Annotated in this window: 12 protein-coding genes and 2 tRNA genes; all 14 read left to right on the top strand. The window is 66.2% G+C overall.

The genetic code is table 11. The features are described from left to right. Nucleotides 1-129 precede the first annotated feature (129 nt). The 14 genes from dnaA to AC4FS1_RS12035 all read left to right on the top strand — a co-directional run bounded on the left by dnaA (nucleotide 130) and on the right by AC4FS1_RS12035 (nucleotide 15,072). Nucleotides 130-1,545 carry a chromosomal replication initiator protein DnaA gene (gene dnaA / locus AC4FS1_RS12100; protein WP_491155327.1) on the top strand — a complete coding sequence of 472 codons (1,416 nt, stop codon included), beginning with the start codon at nucleotides 130-132 and terminating at the stop codon, nucleotides 1,543-1,545. 407 nt (nucleotides 1,546-1,952) lie between these two features. Next, complete coding sequence (gene dnaN, locus AC4FS1_RS12095; protein WP_491155326.1) at nucleotides 1,953-3,104, top strand: DNA polymerase III subunit beta; 1,152 nt, start codon at nucleotides 1,953-1,955, stop codon at nucleotides 3,102-3,104. Between the two features lie 191 nt (nucleotides 3,105-3,295). Further along, nucleotides 3,296-4,453, top strand: a complete 1,158-nt coding sequence (gene recF / locus AC4FS1_RS12090; protein WP_491155324.1) for a DNA replication/repair protein RecF — start codon at nucleotides 3,296-3,298, stop codon at nucleotides 4,451-4,453. Beyond that, entirely contained in the window at nucleotides 4,446-4,940 is a 495-nt protein-coding gene (locus AC4FS1_RS12085; protein ID WP_491155322.1) for a DciA family protein, read from the top strand. The genes recF and AC4FS1_RS12085 overlap by 8 nt, the downstream gene beginning before the upstream one ends. A gap of 122 nt (nucleotides 4,941-5,062) precedes the next feature. Beyond that, on the top strand, nucleotides 5,063-7,099 hold the full coding sequence (gene gyrB, locus AC4FS1_RS12080) for a DNA topoisomerase (ATP-hydrolyzing) subunit B (RefSeq protein ID WP_491155321.1): 2,037 nt from the start codon (nucleotides 5,063-5,065) through the stop codon (nucleotides 7,097-7,099). Nucleotides 7,100-7,161: 62 nt separating this feature from the next. Next, entirely contained in the window at nucleotides 7,162-9,759 is a 2,598-nt protein-coding gene (gene gyrA, locus AC4FS1_RS12075; RefSeq protein WP_491155319.1) for a DNA gyrase subunit A, read from the top strand. After that, entirely contained in the window at nucleotides 9,756-10,160 is a 405-nt protein-coding gene (locus tag AC4FS1_RS12070) for a DUF3566 domain-containing protein (protein WP_491155317.1), read from the top strand. Before gyrA ends, AC4FS1_RS12070 begins: the two co-directional genes overlap by 4 nt. A 72-nt stretch (nucleotides 10,161-10,232) precedes the next feature. Next, nucleotides 10,233-10,306 (top strand) — tRNA-Ile (locus tag AC4FS1_RS12065). Between the two features lie 11 nt (nucleotides 10,307-10,317). Next, nucleotides 10,318-10,393, top strand: a tRNA-Ala gene (locus tag AC4FS1_RS12060). 172 nt (nucleotides 10,394-10,565) lie between these two features. After that, nucleotides 10,566-11,369: a hypothetical protein gene (locus AC4FS1_RS12055; RefSeq protein WP_491155315.1), complete on the top strand. Its 804-nt coding sequence runs from the start codon at nucleotides 10,566-10,568 to the stop codon at nucleotides 11,367-11,369. Nucleotides 11,370-11,596: 227 nt separating this feature from the next. Further along, the gene (locus AC4FS1_RS12050; RefSeq protein WP_491155314.1) at nucleotides 11,597-12,421 is read left to right on the top strand and encodes an ABC transporter ATP-binding protein; all 825 of its coding nucleotides are present in this window, start codon (nucleotides 11,597-11,599) and stop codon (nucleotides 12,419-12,421) included. Continuing rightward, entirely contained in the window at nucleotides 12,418-13,176 is a 759-nt protein-coding gene (locus tag AC4FS1_RS12045) for an ABC transporter permease (RefSeq protein WP_491155312.1), read from the top strand. The genes AC4FS1_RS12050 and AC4FS1_RS12045 overlap by 4 nt, the downstream gene beginning before the upstream one ends. Continuing rightward, entirely contained in the window at nucleotides 13,173-13,928 is a 756-nt protein-coding gene (locus AC4FS1_RS12040; RefSeq protein ID WP_491155310.1) for an ABC transporter permease, read from the top strand. Before AC4FS1_RS12045 ends, AC4FS1_RS12040 begins: the two co-directional genes overlap by 4 nt. Nucleotides 13,929-14,016: 88 nt before the next feature. Beyond that, a complete protein-coding gene (locus AC4FS1_RS12035; protein ID WP_491155309.1) occupies nucleotides 14,017-15,072 on the top strand; it encodes an ABC transporter substrate-binding protein in 1,056 nt (351 codons plus the stop codon). Nucleotides 15,073-15,092: the final 20 nt, after the last annotated feature.

Genomic DNA, 15,092 nt, shown 5'->3' with positions numbered 1-15,092 from the left:
ACGCGGACCGGATCTACAGTGGGGTTTGCTCTCCGAACGGTCGCTGGCTAGCGTGTGTGCGTCAGTTATCCACAGGCTCGGCGCCTCGCATCCCGCCGATTCGGCGCACCGACCACCCCCGGGGGGACCATGTCACAGCACGATGTCTCGGACGTCCCCATCTGGCCCGTTGTGCTGGAACGTCTGCTCGAAGACGAGCGCGTCACCCCACAGCTGCAGGGTTTCCTGAACCTCGTGGTTCCGAGCGGGGTCTACGCCGGTGTGCTGTACCTCGACGTGCCGAACGACCTCACCGCGGCCCAGATCAACAAGCGCTTGCGACTTCCGCTCATGGAGGCCCTCAGCAAGGTGGATACTCCCGAGCCGGCCACTTCTTTCCGAGTGGCGGTGAACCCCGACCTCATCGATGCCCATCTGACCGCACCGATCTCGGTCCAGTCGGCCCCCGCACCCACCCAGGTGTCGCGACCGGCGCCGGATGATGCCGGCGAGGCCGCGTCGCCCGCATCCCGCAGCGACACACGCCTGAACCCCAAGTACACGTTCGACAACTTCGTCATCGGCCAGTCCAACCGGTTCTCGCACGCCGCCGCGGTCGCCGTCGCCGAGGCACCGGCGAAGGCCTACAACCCGCTGTTCATCTACGGCGACTCGGGCCTCGGCAAGACCCACCTCCTGCATGCCATCGGCGACTATGCCGTGAGCATGTACGCGGGAATCCGCGTGCGATACGTCTCGAGCGAAGAGTTCACCAACGACTTCATCAACTCGATCGTCAACAACCGCGGTTCCGCCTTCCAGGCCCGCTATCGCGACGTCGACATCCTGCTCATCGACGACATCCAGTTCCTGCAGGGGCGCGCGGAGACGCAGGAGGCGTTCTTCCACACGTTCAACACGCTGCACGACCACGACAAACAGGTCGTGATCACCAGCGACGTGGCGCCCAAACTCCTCACCGGCTTTGAAGACCGCATGCGCAGCCGGTTCGAGTGGGGGCTCATCACCGACGTGCAGGCGCCGGACCTCGAGACGCGCATCGCGATCCTCCGCAAGAAGGCGCAGAGCGAGCGCCTGCAGATTCCCGACGAGGTGCTCGAGTACATCGCGAGTGTCGTGTCCTCCAACATCCGCGAACTCGAGGGCGCCCTCATCCGCGTCTCCGCCTTCGCGAGCCTCAACCGCTCGAACCTGGACATGTCGCTGGCCCAGACGGTGCTGCGCGACATCATCGATCAGGATGACGCGAACGTCGTGTCTCCGACCGACATCATCAGTGCGACCGCCCAGTACTTCAAGCTCTCCGTCGACGACCTCTACGGGTCGAGCCGGTCACAGGCCGTCGCCACGGCTCGACAGATCGCGATGTACCTGTGCCGTGAGCGCACGAGCCTGTCTCTCCCCAAGATCGGCCAGCTGTTCGGAAACCGTGATCACACCACGGTGATGTACGCCTACAAGAAGATCAGCGACCTCATGAAAGAGCGTCGTTCGATCTACAACCAGGTCTCCGAAATCACCACTCAGCTCGGCCGATCGCGCTGATTCGGGGCGACTCGCCCGGCCCGGCCGCCTTCTTGACACAGGCCGGCGGTGCCCTCATCATGCAGTTCTGCACAGTGTGGATAACCTGTGGATAACGTCCGTGACACGCCATGCCTCATGTGCAATCTCGACGATCCCCTGTGGAACACGGACGACGCCGAAGGCCCGCCGGACCGAGTTGTCCTGTTGTTCACGGCACCCGTCCCACATCTCACACTCGTGTAGTTCCCATTCGCCCACTAGCGTGTCGGGATCTATCCACAGTTTCCACAGCTGTTAACAAGATGAAGAGATATCCCTTCATGAAATTCGATCCGATCACCTTTACCCGCCGAGGGCGCGCTTCCAGGCGGACGCGACGCGGGCACTAGCATGGGTACGCCAGACCCGATGCCGAGGGAGCACCCGTGAAGTTTCACGTCAATCGCGATGTGTTCAGCGACGCCGTGTCGTTCGTCGTCAAGCTCCTCCCGCAGCGGAACCCGCAGCCGATCCTCGCCGGTGTGCTGATCGAGGCATCCGATGCCGGCCTCTCGCTGGCCGCATTCGACTACGAGGCATCCGCACGCACGACCATCGAAGCCACCGTCGACGAGCCCGGCACGATTCTCGTCCACGGACGCCTGCTGTCCGAGATCGCCAGCCGTTTGCCGAATGCGCCGATCCAGATCGTGGTCGACGATGACGGCGGCATCCTGCTCACGTGTGGGTCCGCGCGCTTCACCCTGGCGTCGATGCCGGTACAGGAGTACCCCGCGATCCCCGAGGTGAGCGGGCAGTCCGGCGTCGTTCCGGCCGAAGACTTCGCCACGGCCATCGCGCAGGTCGCCTTCGCGGCGTCTCGGGACGATGTCACGCCGGTTCTCACCGGTGTGCAGCTCGAAGTCACGGGCACCACCCTCAGCCTGGTCGCGACCGACCGCTACCGTGTCGCCCTTCGTGAGATTCCGTGGGACGGCGGTTCGGCGGCAGGAGACGAGCCCATCACCGCCCTGGTTCCGGCACGCACGCTGCAGGAGGTCGGAAAGACCTTCGCCCACGGCGGCGACATCGCCATCGCGTTCTCCGGATCGGGTGACCGCGAGATCATCGCGTTCACCGCAGGCAACAAGACCGTGACGTCGCTGCTCATCAAGGGCAACTTCCCCCCGGTCCGCCGGCTTTTTCCCGCGCAGACGGAGCACCACGCGGTGGTCAATACCGCCGACCTGGCCGAGGCCGTCCGGCGTGTGTCGCTGGTGCTGGATCGCTCCGCTCCGCTGCGTTTCACCTTCGCGACAGACACCGTGTCGATGGATGCGTCGGGCACCGAACAGGCGCGAGCGACCGAGTCGGTCGACGCGACGCTGCTCGGCGACGATGTGACTCTGGGACTCAACCCGCAATACCTGCTCGAGTCGCTCGGCGCTGTCAAGAGCGAGTTCACGCGGGTGACGTTCACCTCGAGTGAGAACGCCAACAAGCTCAGCCCCGTGCTCATCACCCCGCAGACCTCGGTCGACAAGGGTGGCGCAGAGACATTCAAGTACCTGTTGCAGCCCAACCTCCTCCTCCGCTGACCCGCACCCAGGAGCGTCCGCGCACGACACGGAGCGAGCGCGCACGACACGGAGCGAGCGCGCACGACACGGAGCGAGCGCGCACCGGACACTGAGGGCGCGCGCACCGGACACTGAGCGAGCGGAGCGAGACGAAGTGTCAGCTCCTCATCCACAGGAAAGACGTCGCGGGTCGGACTTAGGGTGGTCGCATGATCGTGGAGCAGCTCGGGCTCGTCGACTTCCGTAATTACGCGGTCGCCGACGTGTCGCTGCATCCCGGCCCCAACGTCTTCGTCGGCAGCAACGGCCAGGGAAAAACGAATCTCGTCGAGGCCGTCGCCTATCTCGCGACGCTCGGGTCGCACCGGGTGTCGGCGGATGCACCGATGGTGCGCGATGGCGCGGATGCCGCAATCGTGCGCGCCCGGCTCGCGCACGGCGATCGCCGGGTGCTGCTCGAGCTGCAGCTGAACCGCACCGGTGCCAATAAGGCGCGGGTCAACGGCGCCGCCGTGCGGACGGCGGAACTCCCTCGCTACGCACAGGTGGTGCTTTTCGCGCCCGAAGATCTGCAGATCGTCCGCGGCGACCCGTCGGCACGCCGACGCTTCGCCGACGCGCTCCTCATTCAGCGCGCTCCCCGGCTCGCCGGTGTCCTGGCGGACTACGACCGGGTGCTGCGCCAGCGCACGGCGCTGCTGAAATCCGCCCGGGCGCGGGGCATCCGTGGTGATGCGCTTTCCACCCTCGATGTCTGGGACGACAAGCTCGTCGCGCTGGGCACCGAGGTGATCCAGGCGCGGGTCGCCCTCGCCGCCGCCCTCGCCGAGCCGGTCGCGACCGCGTATACGGCGATTGCCGGCGCCGATCACGAACCGCGGCTGGAATGGGCGTTGTCGGTCAGCGGCGCCGACCCGGAAGAGGACGAATCCGCGGCCGTGGATGCGGCGGATGCCGGTTCCCTCGCCGAGCAATTCCGCTCGGCGCTTGCCGCGCGGCGTCCGGCCGAGCTGGAACGCGGACTCACGCTGGTGGGCCCGCATCGGGATGACCTCATCCTGCGCGTGCGTGGGCTGCCGGTGAAGGGCTACGCCTCGCATGGGGAGTCGTGGTCGGTAGCACTGTCATTGCGGTTGGCTTCAGCCGAACTGCTGCGCGCGGAATCCCGGCTCGGCGACCCGGTTCTCATCCTCGACGACGTATTCGCTGAGCTCGATGCGGGCCGGCGGGCACGGCTCGCGGAACTGACCGCCGGATACGAACAGGTGATCGTCACGTCCGCCGTAGAGGAAGACGTGCCCGCAGGTCTTCGTGCGCGCATCGTGCGGGTCGATGCCGGCCGCATCCTGGAAGACATCGATGCCTGACACGTCGGCGGGGCCGGAGGTTCCCGAGACCCTGGCGACCTATCTGCGCCTCCGGGGGCTCGAGCCGTCGAAGTACCGGCGGCGTCGCACGGTCCGCTCCGTCTCTGACGACAGCCAACCCTTCATGGGCGGGCGTGACCCGCACGGCCTCGGTGACGTCGTGGATTCCCTCACGCGCGACGCGGGGTGGGAGCCGCAGCTCGCACGCGCCGACATCTCGCGCACGTGGGCGGAGGTGGCCGGTGAGGAGACCGCACGTCATACGCGTCCCGTCGCTCTGGATGCGGGGTTGCTGACGGTCCAGGCCAACTCCACGGCGTGGGCGAAACAGCTCCAGTTGATGCGCGCGCAGGTGCTTTCCGAGATCATGCGGCGCTTCCCGGATGCGGGTGTCGACGCAATCCGATTTATCGGGCCGGACGTTCCCTCCTGGAAATGGGGTCCGAGAGCCATTCCAGGCCGTGGTCCACGCGATACCTACGGTTGAACCATGTTCAGCGGTATCCCGACGAATTCCAACGCGCCACAGGGGCGTACACGCATCTGAGAGCGCCTCCGCTTGGTAGACTAGGAGAACATCTTCCGACCAATGTGGAGCGCGCGAAACCTATGACGTCCGTGAACCCCGACAGCGTTCCCGAAGAAGCCGCATCCTCATCCGACAATTCTCCGAACGGGTACGGGGCAGACGACATCCAGGTTCTCGAAGGCCTGGAGGCGGTGCGTAAGCGCCCCGGCATGTACATCGGCTCCACCGGTGAGCGGGGTCTCCACCACCTCGTCTACGAAATCGTCGACAACTCCGTCGACGAGGCGCTCGCGGGCTATTGCGACACCATCACCGTGACGATCCTCCCCGACGGCGCGGTACGCGTCGTCGACAACGGCCGCGGCATCCCCGTCGACATGCACCGCACCGAAGGCAAGTCGACCGTCGAGGTCGTCCTCACGGTCCTGCACGCAGGAGGAAAGTTCGGCGGCGGTGGCTACGCCGTCTCGGGCGGCCTGCACGGCGTGGGCTCATCCGTTGTCAACGCGCTGTCATCGCGCCTCGATGTGGAGGTTCGCCGGCAAGGGTTCGTCTGGCGGCAGACCTATCGCGACGGCGGCGTCCCGCAGTCTCCGCTGGAGAAGGGCGAGCCCAGCGACGTCACCGGAACGACGATCACGTTCTGGCCCGACGAATCCATCTTCGACACGGTCCACTTCGACTACGAGACCCTGCGCACCCGGTTCCAGCAGATGGCGTTCCTCAACAAGGGACTGCGTATCGAGCTGCTCGACGAGCGTCCGCAGGCGATCTCGGTGGAAGCCGGTGAAACCGGCGAAGAGATCCCGCACCACCCGCACGACACCTTCCTCTACGAGCGGGGTCTCGTCGATTACGTCGAGTACCTCAACAAGGTCCGTCGCTCCGATGTCGTCAACGACGTGATCATCGACTTCGAGACCGAGGACGCCGATCGCAAGATCGCGCTCGAGATGGCGATGCAGTGGACGACGAGCTACACCGAGAACGTCTTCACCTTCGCCAACACGATCAACACGCATGAGGGCGGCACGCACGAGGAAGGCTTCCGCGCGGCACTGACCACGCTGGTCAACCGGTACGCGCGCGCCAACAACCTCCTGAAGGAGAAGGACGACAACCTCACCGGTGAGGATGTCCGCGAGGGCCTCACGGCAGTCATCTCGGTGAAGCTCTCCGAGCCGCAGTTCGAGGGCCAGACCAAGACCAAGCTCGGTAACACCGAGGCGAAGGCTTTCGTGCAGAAGGTCGTCGGCGATCAGCTCGGCGACTGGTTCGGTCGCAATCCTGCGCAGGCGAAGAACATCATCCGCAAGGCCATCGATGCGGCCAACGCACGCCTCGCGGCGCGCAAGGCCCGTGAGACCGCCCGGCGTAAGAGCGTGTTCGAGTCGGCGGCCATGCCCGACAAGCTCAAGGACTGCACCAGCAAAGACCCCTCGATCAGCGAGATCTTCCTCGTCGAGGGTGACTCCGCCGGCGGCTCGGCGGTGCAGGGGCGCGACCCGCACACGCAGGCGATCCTGGCGCTGCGCGGAAAGATCCTCAACGTCGAGCGCGCACGGCTGGATCGGGCACTGGGCAACCGGGAAGTCCAGGCGATGATCCAGGCGTTCGGCACGGGCATCGGCGAAGACTTCGACATCCAGAAGGCGCGGTACCACAAGATCGTGCTCATGGCCGATGCCGATGTGGATGGCCAGCACATCACGACACTGCTGCTGACGTTGCTCTTCCGCTACATGCGCGGACTCATCGAGGCGGGCTTCGTCTACCTCGCCCAGCCGCCGCTGTATCGGTTGAAGTGGGCGAACTCCGCCCACGAGTACGCCTACAGCGACCGGGAACGTGACGCGATGCTGATCGCCGGCCAGGCTGAGGGGAAGCGCATCCCGAAGGACAACGCCATCCAGCGCTACAAGGGTCTGGGTGAGATGAACGACCACGAACTGTGGGAGACCACGATGGACCCGCAGACCCGCACGCTCCGGCAGGTGACGATCGATGACGCGGCCTCGGCCGATGAGATCTTCTCCATCCTGATGGGCGAAGACGTCGAATCCCGCCGCGGGTTCATTCAGCGCAACGCCAAAGACGTGCGTTTCCTCGACATCTGAGCGATCCCTCCGACAGGCTCAGGGACCGCGAGGTCCCAGCGACCGGACTATGGAAAGAAGACATGGCTGACGACGAGCGCCCCGACCCTTCGACGGGCTCAGCGCCCTACCACGAGCACGGCAAGATCGACCAGGTCGACCTGCAGCTGGAGATGCAGCGCAGTTACCTCGACTACGCGATGAGCGTCATCGTCGGGCGAGCGCTGCCCGACGTGCGCGACGGTCTGAAGCCCGTCCACCGCCGCGTGATCTACGGCATGTACGACGGCGGCTTCCGTCCCGACAAGTCGTTCTCCAAGTGCGCCCGTGTCGTCGGCGAGGTCATGGGGCACTACCACCCCCACGGCGACGCGCCGATCTACGACGCCCTCGTGCGCCTCGTGCAGCCCTGGTCGCTGCGCTATCCCCTCGCGCTCGGGCAGGGAAACTTCGGCTCCCCCGGCAACCAGGGCGCCGCTGCCCCCCGGTACACCGAGACCAAGATGGCTCCGCTCGCGCTGGAAATGGTGCGCGACATCGAAGAGGAGACCGTCGACTTCCAGGACAACTACGACGGGCAGACGCAGGAGCCGACCGTCCTGCCGGCCCGATTCCCGAACCTCCTGGTCAACGGGTCGGTCGGCATCGCGGTGGGTATGGCCACCAACATCCCCCCGCACAATCTCCGCGAGGTCTCCTCCGGAGCCGTGTGGGCGCTGGACCACCCGGATGCTTCGCGGGAAGAGCTGCTCGAGGCGCTGATGGAGCGCATCCCCGGGCCGGACTTCCCCACGCACGCGCAGATCCTCGGCACCCGCGGTATCAAGGACGCCTACCGCACCGGTCGCGGGTCGATCACGATGCGCGCGGTCGTCAATGTCGAAGAGGTTCAGGGTCGCAACTGCCTGGTCATCACCGAGTTGCCGTACCAGGTCAACCCCGACAACGTGGCGGTGAAGATCAGCGACCTCGCCCGTGACGGCAAGATCACCGGCATCGCCGACATCCGCGACGAGTCCTCGGGACGAACCGGTCAGCGCCTCGTGATCGTGCTCAAGCGGGACGCCGTCGCCAAGGTCGTGCTGAACAACCTGTACAAGCACACGCAGCTGCAGGAGAACTTCGGCGCGAACATGCTCGCCATCGTCGACGGCGTGCCGCGCACCCTTCCCCTCGATGGCTTCATCTCGCTGTGGATCGAGCACCAGGTCGAGGTCATCGTCCGCCGGACGCGCTACCGCCTCCGCAAGGCCGAAGAGCGCATGCACATCCTCCGCGGCTACCTCAAGGCGCTGGATGCGCTCGACGAGGTCATCGCGCTCATCCGCCGCTCGCCGACGGTGCAGGAGGCGAACGCCGGCCTGCAGCAGCTGCTCGACGTCGACGATGTGCAGGCTCAAGCCATCCTCGACATGCAGTTGCGCCGCCTCGCCGCGCTCGAGCGGCAGAAGATCATCGACGAGGCGAACGAGCTCGAGGCCCGGATCGCCGACTACAACGACATCCTCGGCGACGCGGTCCGCCAGCGCAGGATCATCCGCGATGAGCTCACGGTCATCGTGGACAAGTTCGGCGACGACCGCCGCACCGAGATCGTTCCGGGCTACGACGGTGACATGAGCGTGGAAGACCTCATCCCCGAGGAGGAGATGGTCGTCACCGTCACGCGCGACGGCTACATCAAGCGCACCCGCAGTGACAACTACCGGTCGCAGCACCGCGGCGGTCGAGGTGTGAAGGGTGCGCAGCTGCGCGCGGATGACGTCGTCGAGCACTTCTTCGTCACCACGACCCACCACTGGCTGCTGTTCTTCACGAACAAGGGCCGCGTGTACCGTGCCAAGGCATACGAGGTTCCCGAGGCCGGACGCGATGCCAAGGGTCAGCATGTGGCGAACCTCCTGGCGTTGCAGCCGGACGAGGAGATCGCCCAGATCCTCGACATCCGCGACTACGAGGTGGCGACGTACCTGACGCTCGCCACCCGTGGCGGCCTGGTGAAGAAGACGCGCCTGTCCGAGTACGACACCAACCGCCAGGGCGGGGTCATCGCGATCAAGCTGCGCGAGGGCGACGAACTCGTCAGCGCCCTGCTGGTGGATGACGGCGATGACATCATGCTCATCAGCCGGCACGGGATGTCGCTGCGGTTCACCGCATCCGACGACTCCCTCCGCCCCATGGGGCGGGCGACCGAGGGCGTGAAGGGTATGTCCTTCCGTGGCGACGACAGCCTGCTGTCGGCGTCCGTCGTCAACGAGGACGGGTACGTGTTCGTCGTGACCGAGGGCGGGTACGCCAAGCGCACGGCAGTGGACCAGTACCGCGGCCAGAGTCGTGGCGGCTTGGGGATCAAAGTGGCACGTCTGAGCGATGATCGAGGGGATCTCGCGGGCGGTCTCATGGTCTCCGCCGACGACGAGGTGCTTGTGGTTCTTGCCAGCGGCAAGGTGGTACGCTCTGCCGTGGCCGAGGTGCCCGCTAAGGGCCGCGACACCATGGGAGTGGTGTTCGCTCGGGCGGCAGAGGACGACCGGATCATCGCCATCGCTCGCAACAGCGAGCGCAGCATGGCCGAAGTGGCCGAGGCCCCGGAACCCTCCGCACCTGAGGATGGCGCCGTCGAAGCGGCCGCATCCGAAGCCTCGCCCGAGACCACCGAGGAGAGTACTGACGCATGAGCACGGTAGCCGACAAGCTGGCCAAGAAGTCGACCCATAAGACCGGTGCCAAGCAAGTACGCCTGCGCCTGGTCTACGTGGACTTCTGGTCGGCGGTCAAGCTTTCGTTCCTGGCGGCCGTCGCCATGGCCGTCGTCACGGTCGTGTCGTTCTTCCTGATCTTCATGGTGGTGCAGACGACGGGTCTCATCGCCCGGGTCGACGAGTTCTTCACGAGCTTCTCCGACGGCGGCGTGTCGCTGGAGGCCTTCGTGGGGCTGCCGCAGGTGATGGCGTTCGCAGCGATCGTCGCCATCCTGAACCTCATCGTGGTGACGGTGCTCGGCGCGGTCGTGGCGGGAATCTACAACCTCGCGGTGAAGGTGACCGGCGGACTGCTGGTCGGGTTCACCTCCAACTGATCGGATTCGGATTTCACCGGCTCATCCGGTAAAGTCTTCGAGGTTGACGACCTCGTCGTCGGTTCACATTTCGGGGCTATAGCTCAGGCGGTTAGAGCGCTTCACTGATAATGAAGAGGTCCCAGGTTCAAGTCCTGGTAGCCCCACTTTCAGCCCCGGGGCCTTAGCTCAGTTGGTAGAGCGCCTGCTTTGCAAGCAGGATGTCAGCGGTTCGAATCCGCTAGGCTCCACCACTTCTGCCCGGCCCAGCCGCTTTCTGCGTAACAGACAGCCCCCGCTTCGATCGGTCCTCATACCGCCGCATTGGAATGAGCGCACCGGTCACCATTGAGCAGCGTCGTCGCTGGCTGCTTGCGGCCGTCTCGGGTTGGTGCTCTCCCTCGTCCTGACGGCGTCCACCGGGTATTGCTGATCTTGATCGGCGTTCATCGCGAGCAATTGCTTGGACGTGACCGCGCCGGGGTGCGCCGCCGTTCCCGACATCATCAGGTGAGATGGCAAGGTGATGCAGTGGCAGGTCCCGGCCATGTGGTTCCGGTTCTCGATGTTTTGGGAGAGATGATGCCCCAGTCGGTCAGAGTCGCCGCGTCGATCCTGCCTCCAGGGTTCCGGTTCATGGGAGTTCTGGACATCTGGCTGATGCTCATCGCCGTCTTCCTGTCGGGTGGACTCGCATTCGCGCCGCTCTGGGCCGCTGACCCGGGGCCGCCGCAGTGGGTGTGGCTCGCGTTCGGCTTCGTTATTGTGGCGATCATTCTCTCGGTGGTTGTCCTGCGATACCGCGAGCTGAAGGAGGGCGCGGAAGCGCAGGTGAAACGAGACGGCGGGAGTGTGTTCCTGTTAGCGGCCGCCGCGATCTCGAGACAGCTGGGGCCGAAGAATCTCATAGCGCAGCCCGATCACCGTGTCAGTGGTGGATGGTTGTGGCTCGGAGATGACTCACTCAAGATTTGGATCCGGGGTGCGGGCGAGCCGCGAGTCGTGCCACATGGCGATATCACAGGCGTCGCCGAGGTCTACGTACTTGGCGGCGTCCTGTTCGACACGCAACTGGCCGTGTGGTTCTCGGACGGGAGCGTGCTCGAGGCCATCCCGACTCGCTACGGTGCCCGGAGCATGTTCCCGTACGGCAGACGCCGGCTGCGTGCCCTAGCCGATCGGATCGACGCGCTGGCTCCGTCTGACCTCGCCGACGGTCGGGCGCGTTAGGTCAGGAGAGCTGTCACCTGGGTCCGACCAACCGTGGCGTGCGCTGCGCCGCGCCGCAGTTTTGTTTTCCCACGTGTAACAGACGCCGCATCGGCGCGACACCCGGACGAAACAGGCCGTGCCTACGCTGTGAACTAATCGATTCACATCCCCGGGATCGACCCGCTTCTCAGGCTCCACGCGTACCCGGGGTTTGGACGAGTTCTCTCGACCGAAACGGAGCCCGGATGTCCATTGCAGCGATCACCGCAGGCGTCGAGGTTTCGGGGGGCACCCCGCCGCGGACGGCGGTGTCCATCCGCGCCGCGGACAAGGTCTTCCGCCTTGGCCACCGGCGCACGGTCCACGCTCTTGCCGCCATCGACATCGAGGTGCACGAGGGCGAGTTCGTCGCGATCATCGGTCCGTCGGGATGCGGGAAATCCACCGTGCTGCGCCTCGCGGCAGGGCTGGACACCCCCACCAGCGGTGAGGTGGAGATCTTCGGCGCCGACCCGCAGCAGCTGAGCCGCCAGCACCGACTGGGCGTCGCGTTCCAAGAGCATGCCCTGCTGCCCTGGGCGTCGGTGCGCGCGAACATCGCCCTGCCGTACAAGGTGGCCGGACGCCCCGTCGACGACGCCCGCGTGGACGGCCTCATCGAGCTCGTCGGCCTCTCCGGCTTCGAGAAGGCGCGACCCAAGCAGCTGTCCGGGGGCATGCGCCAGCGCGTGTCGATCGCCCGCGCCCTGGCGCTGAGCCCCGACCTTCTCCTGCTCGACGAGCCGTTCGGCGCGCTGGATGCGGTCACCCGCCGCCGCATGAATGCCGAACTGGCGCGCATCTGGGGCGAGGAGCAGATCACCACGATCCTCGTGACCCACGACGTGGATGAGGCCCTGATCCTCGCCGATCGTGTCTTCGTGATGACGGGACGCCCCGGCCAGGTGCGTGAAGTGAAGAACATCGACTTCCCGCGTCCCCGGGACGCCGCGACCACTCGGAGCCCGCACTTCCACGAACTCGTGGACGAGCTGACCGCTCTGCTGGACGCGAACGTAGCCGCCGCGTGACGACGACCCCTTCCCTCGTGCGGAGGGTGCTCTACGCCGTCAGTGGCGTGGTCATCCTCGTACTGGGGGCAGAGCTGATCGGGCAGTTCGGACTGCTCGGTCGGGCGTGGCCGCCCCTGACCGACGTGCTGGCGTACGTCAGCCTTCCGGCCGGGGCCAGCCTGCTCTGGCGCAACAGCCTCGTCACGCTCACAGCCGCGGCCGAAGGCTTTCTTCTCGGCGTGACGGTGGCAGTGCTCGGTGCGGCCCTCGCCCTGGTGATCCCGGTGCTCCGGCCCGGCTTCGATCGCTTCGCGTCAATCCTTCACGCCGTGCCCACGATCGCGCTCGCGCCGCTGCTCATCACGACCGTCGGGCGCGACGACACACCGATGGTGATCGCAGCGCTGAGCGTCGGTTTCGTTCTGTTCGTGACGATGACGTCGGCGTTCGCCAACGTGCCTCCGGCACAGCAGGACGTGTTCACCGTGTTCGGTTCCAGCCGCTGGCAGCGACTGGCGCGCTTGGAGGTACCCCGGGCCGTACCGGCGTTCTTCGACGGCCTCGCGTTGGCGGCCCCCGCCGCCATCCTCGGCGCGACGATCGGTGAATGGTTCGGCGCCCCCATGGGTCTCGGCCTCCTGCTGGTCAGTGCCATGCAGAACTTCCAGATGGCTCTGCTGTGGTCCGCCGCCCTCGCGGCGACGGTGATGTCACTTGCCGCGTACCTCGTCTTCATCTACCTGCAACGCCTGGCCGTCCGGAGGTTCGCGTGACTCGGCTGCGCTCCCTGGGCGTCGGCATCCTCCACCTGTGGCCGATCGCGCTCGTTCTCATCGCGTGGGACCTGTGGGTCGTGCTCAACGGCTACACCTCCACCGTCGCCCCGCGACCCTGGGGCGTGCTCGCCGACATCGTGGGCCACTTCGACGCGTACGCCCCCTCGACCGGCTACACGCTTCTGATGTCACTCGGAGGGCTCGTCGGCGGTACGGCCATCGGGTTCTTCGGCGCCATCGCCGTGTGGTGGTCGGCCGCCCTGTCGGGCGTCGTCACGCCGACCGCGCTCATCATCCGATCCGTACCCATCACCGCGATCATCCCGATCATCGCCCGCATCGTCGGATACGGCGACCCGGCAGTGCTCACCTCGACCGCCCTCATCTGCTTCTTCCCCGCGTTCGTGTTCACCCTGTCGGGTCTTGCCTCGATCCCGGATGCGGGGCGCGACCTGTTCCGCGTGCTCGGCGCGAACAAAATGCAGCTCCTCGGACGGCTCGGGCTGCTGCACGCCCTCCCCAGCCTCATGGTCGCCGTGCGGATCACCGCCCCGAGCGCCGTGCTCGCCGCCATGCTCGCCGAGTTCCTGATGGGCACCGAGGGGCTCGGTGCCCTGTTCTCCCAGGCACGCAGCTACATGGAGATGGACCGTGCGTGGGGAACGGCGGTGGTCGCCACCATCGTGTCGGTCACCGTCTTCGCCGCAGCGCGGGTCCTGGAGCGCCGGGTCGATGCCCGCGTGACCTGATCATCTCGTCCGCGCTCGCCCGGGCGCGACGACATGCGCGGCTCGCCTCACCCGAGAGCAGCCGGAGTTTCACCCTGAAAGGAGTTCCATGTCACCCATCACCACACGCCGGAGCGCACGCGCAACTGTCGTCGGAGTCATCCTCACCGCCTCGCTGGGTCTTGCCGGCTGCGCCGGCGCGGCCGACGCAGGGACAAGCGAGGACGGCGAGGAGCTCACCAAGATCCGCGTCTCGTTGGGATGGATCAACAACGTCGAGTGGGCGGGCTTCTGGATCGCTGACGACAAGGGCTACTACGAGGAGGAGGGGCTGGAGATCGAGTGGATCGGCGGCGGCCCCAACGCCCCGACCACCATGGCCACCGTGGCGGCCGGCGACGCCGACCTCGGGATCGTCCCCGGTACGCAGTCGTGGCTGATGAGCTTCGAGGCGGGTAACGACTGGACGGCGATCGGCGCCCTCTTCCAGGAGAGCCCCGGGGCCATCGTCTCCCTCGCGGACCACCCCGTGCGGACGGCGGAAGACCTCGTCGGGCAGACCGTGCTCGGGCAGGAGGGCACGCAGATCAGCTACGACGCCATCTTCGCCCTCGCCGGCCTCGAGCCGGACTACGAGTTCATCCCCGTCGGGTTCGACATCGCGCCCCTCGTCGAGGGTCAGGGGGTGGCGTACACCGCGTATGCGACGAACCAGCCGATCATGCTCGAGGAGCAGTACGGCCTGTCCAAGGACGATTACATCGTCAGCCTCTATGCCGATTTCGGGATGCCGCTGTACGGCAACATCGTCTTCGGCGACTCCGCGTACGTCGAGGAGAACGGCGACCTCATGGAGAAGTTCCTGCGCGCGTCCGTGCGGGGCTGGGAGGAGAACGGTGACGACCCGGCCGTCGGGGCGACGCTCGCCGTCGAGAAGTACGGCGCCGACCTGGGCCTTGACCTGGTCCAGCAGACGAGGGAGAACGAGCTGCAGCAGCCCCTCGTCGTCGGGGAGTACGGCGACCCGCTGTTCTGGATGGACGCCGAGCTCATGCGCGACACCATGTACCCCGCTTTGGAGGCCGCCGGATTCGTCGGCATCCCGGACCCGGAGGAGTACATCGACATGAGCTACCTCGAGGCGGCCCTCGCCAGTCTCGAGTGAACCGAGGTGGGGGACGCTCG

It is taken from the genome of Microbacterium sp. Z12_35, from assembly GCF_058310475.1.
This window is presented reverse-complemented; position numbering and strand designations above follow the sequence as displayed.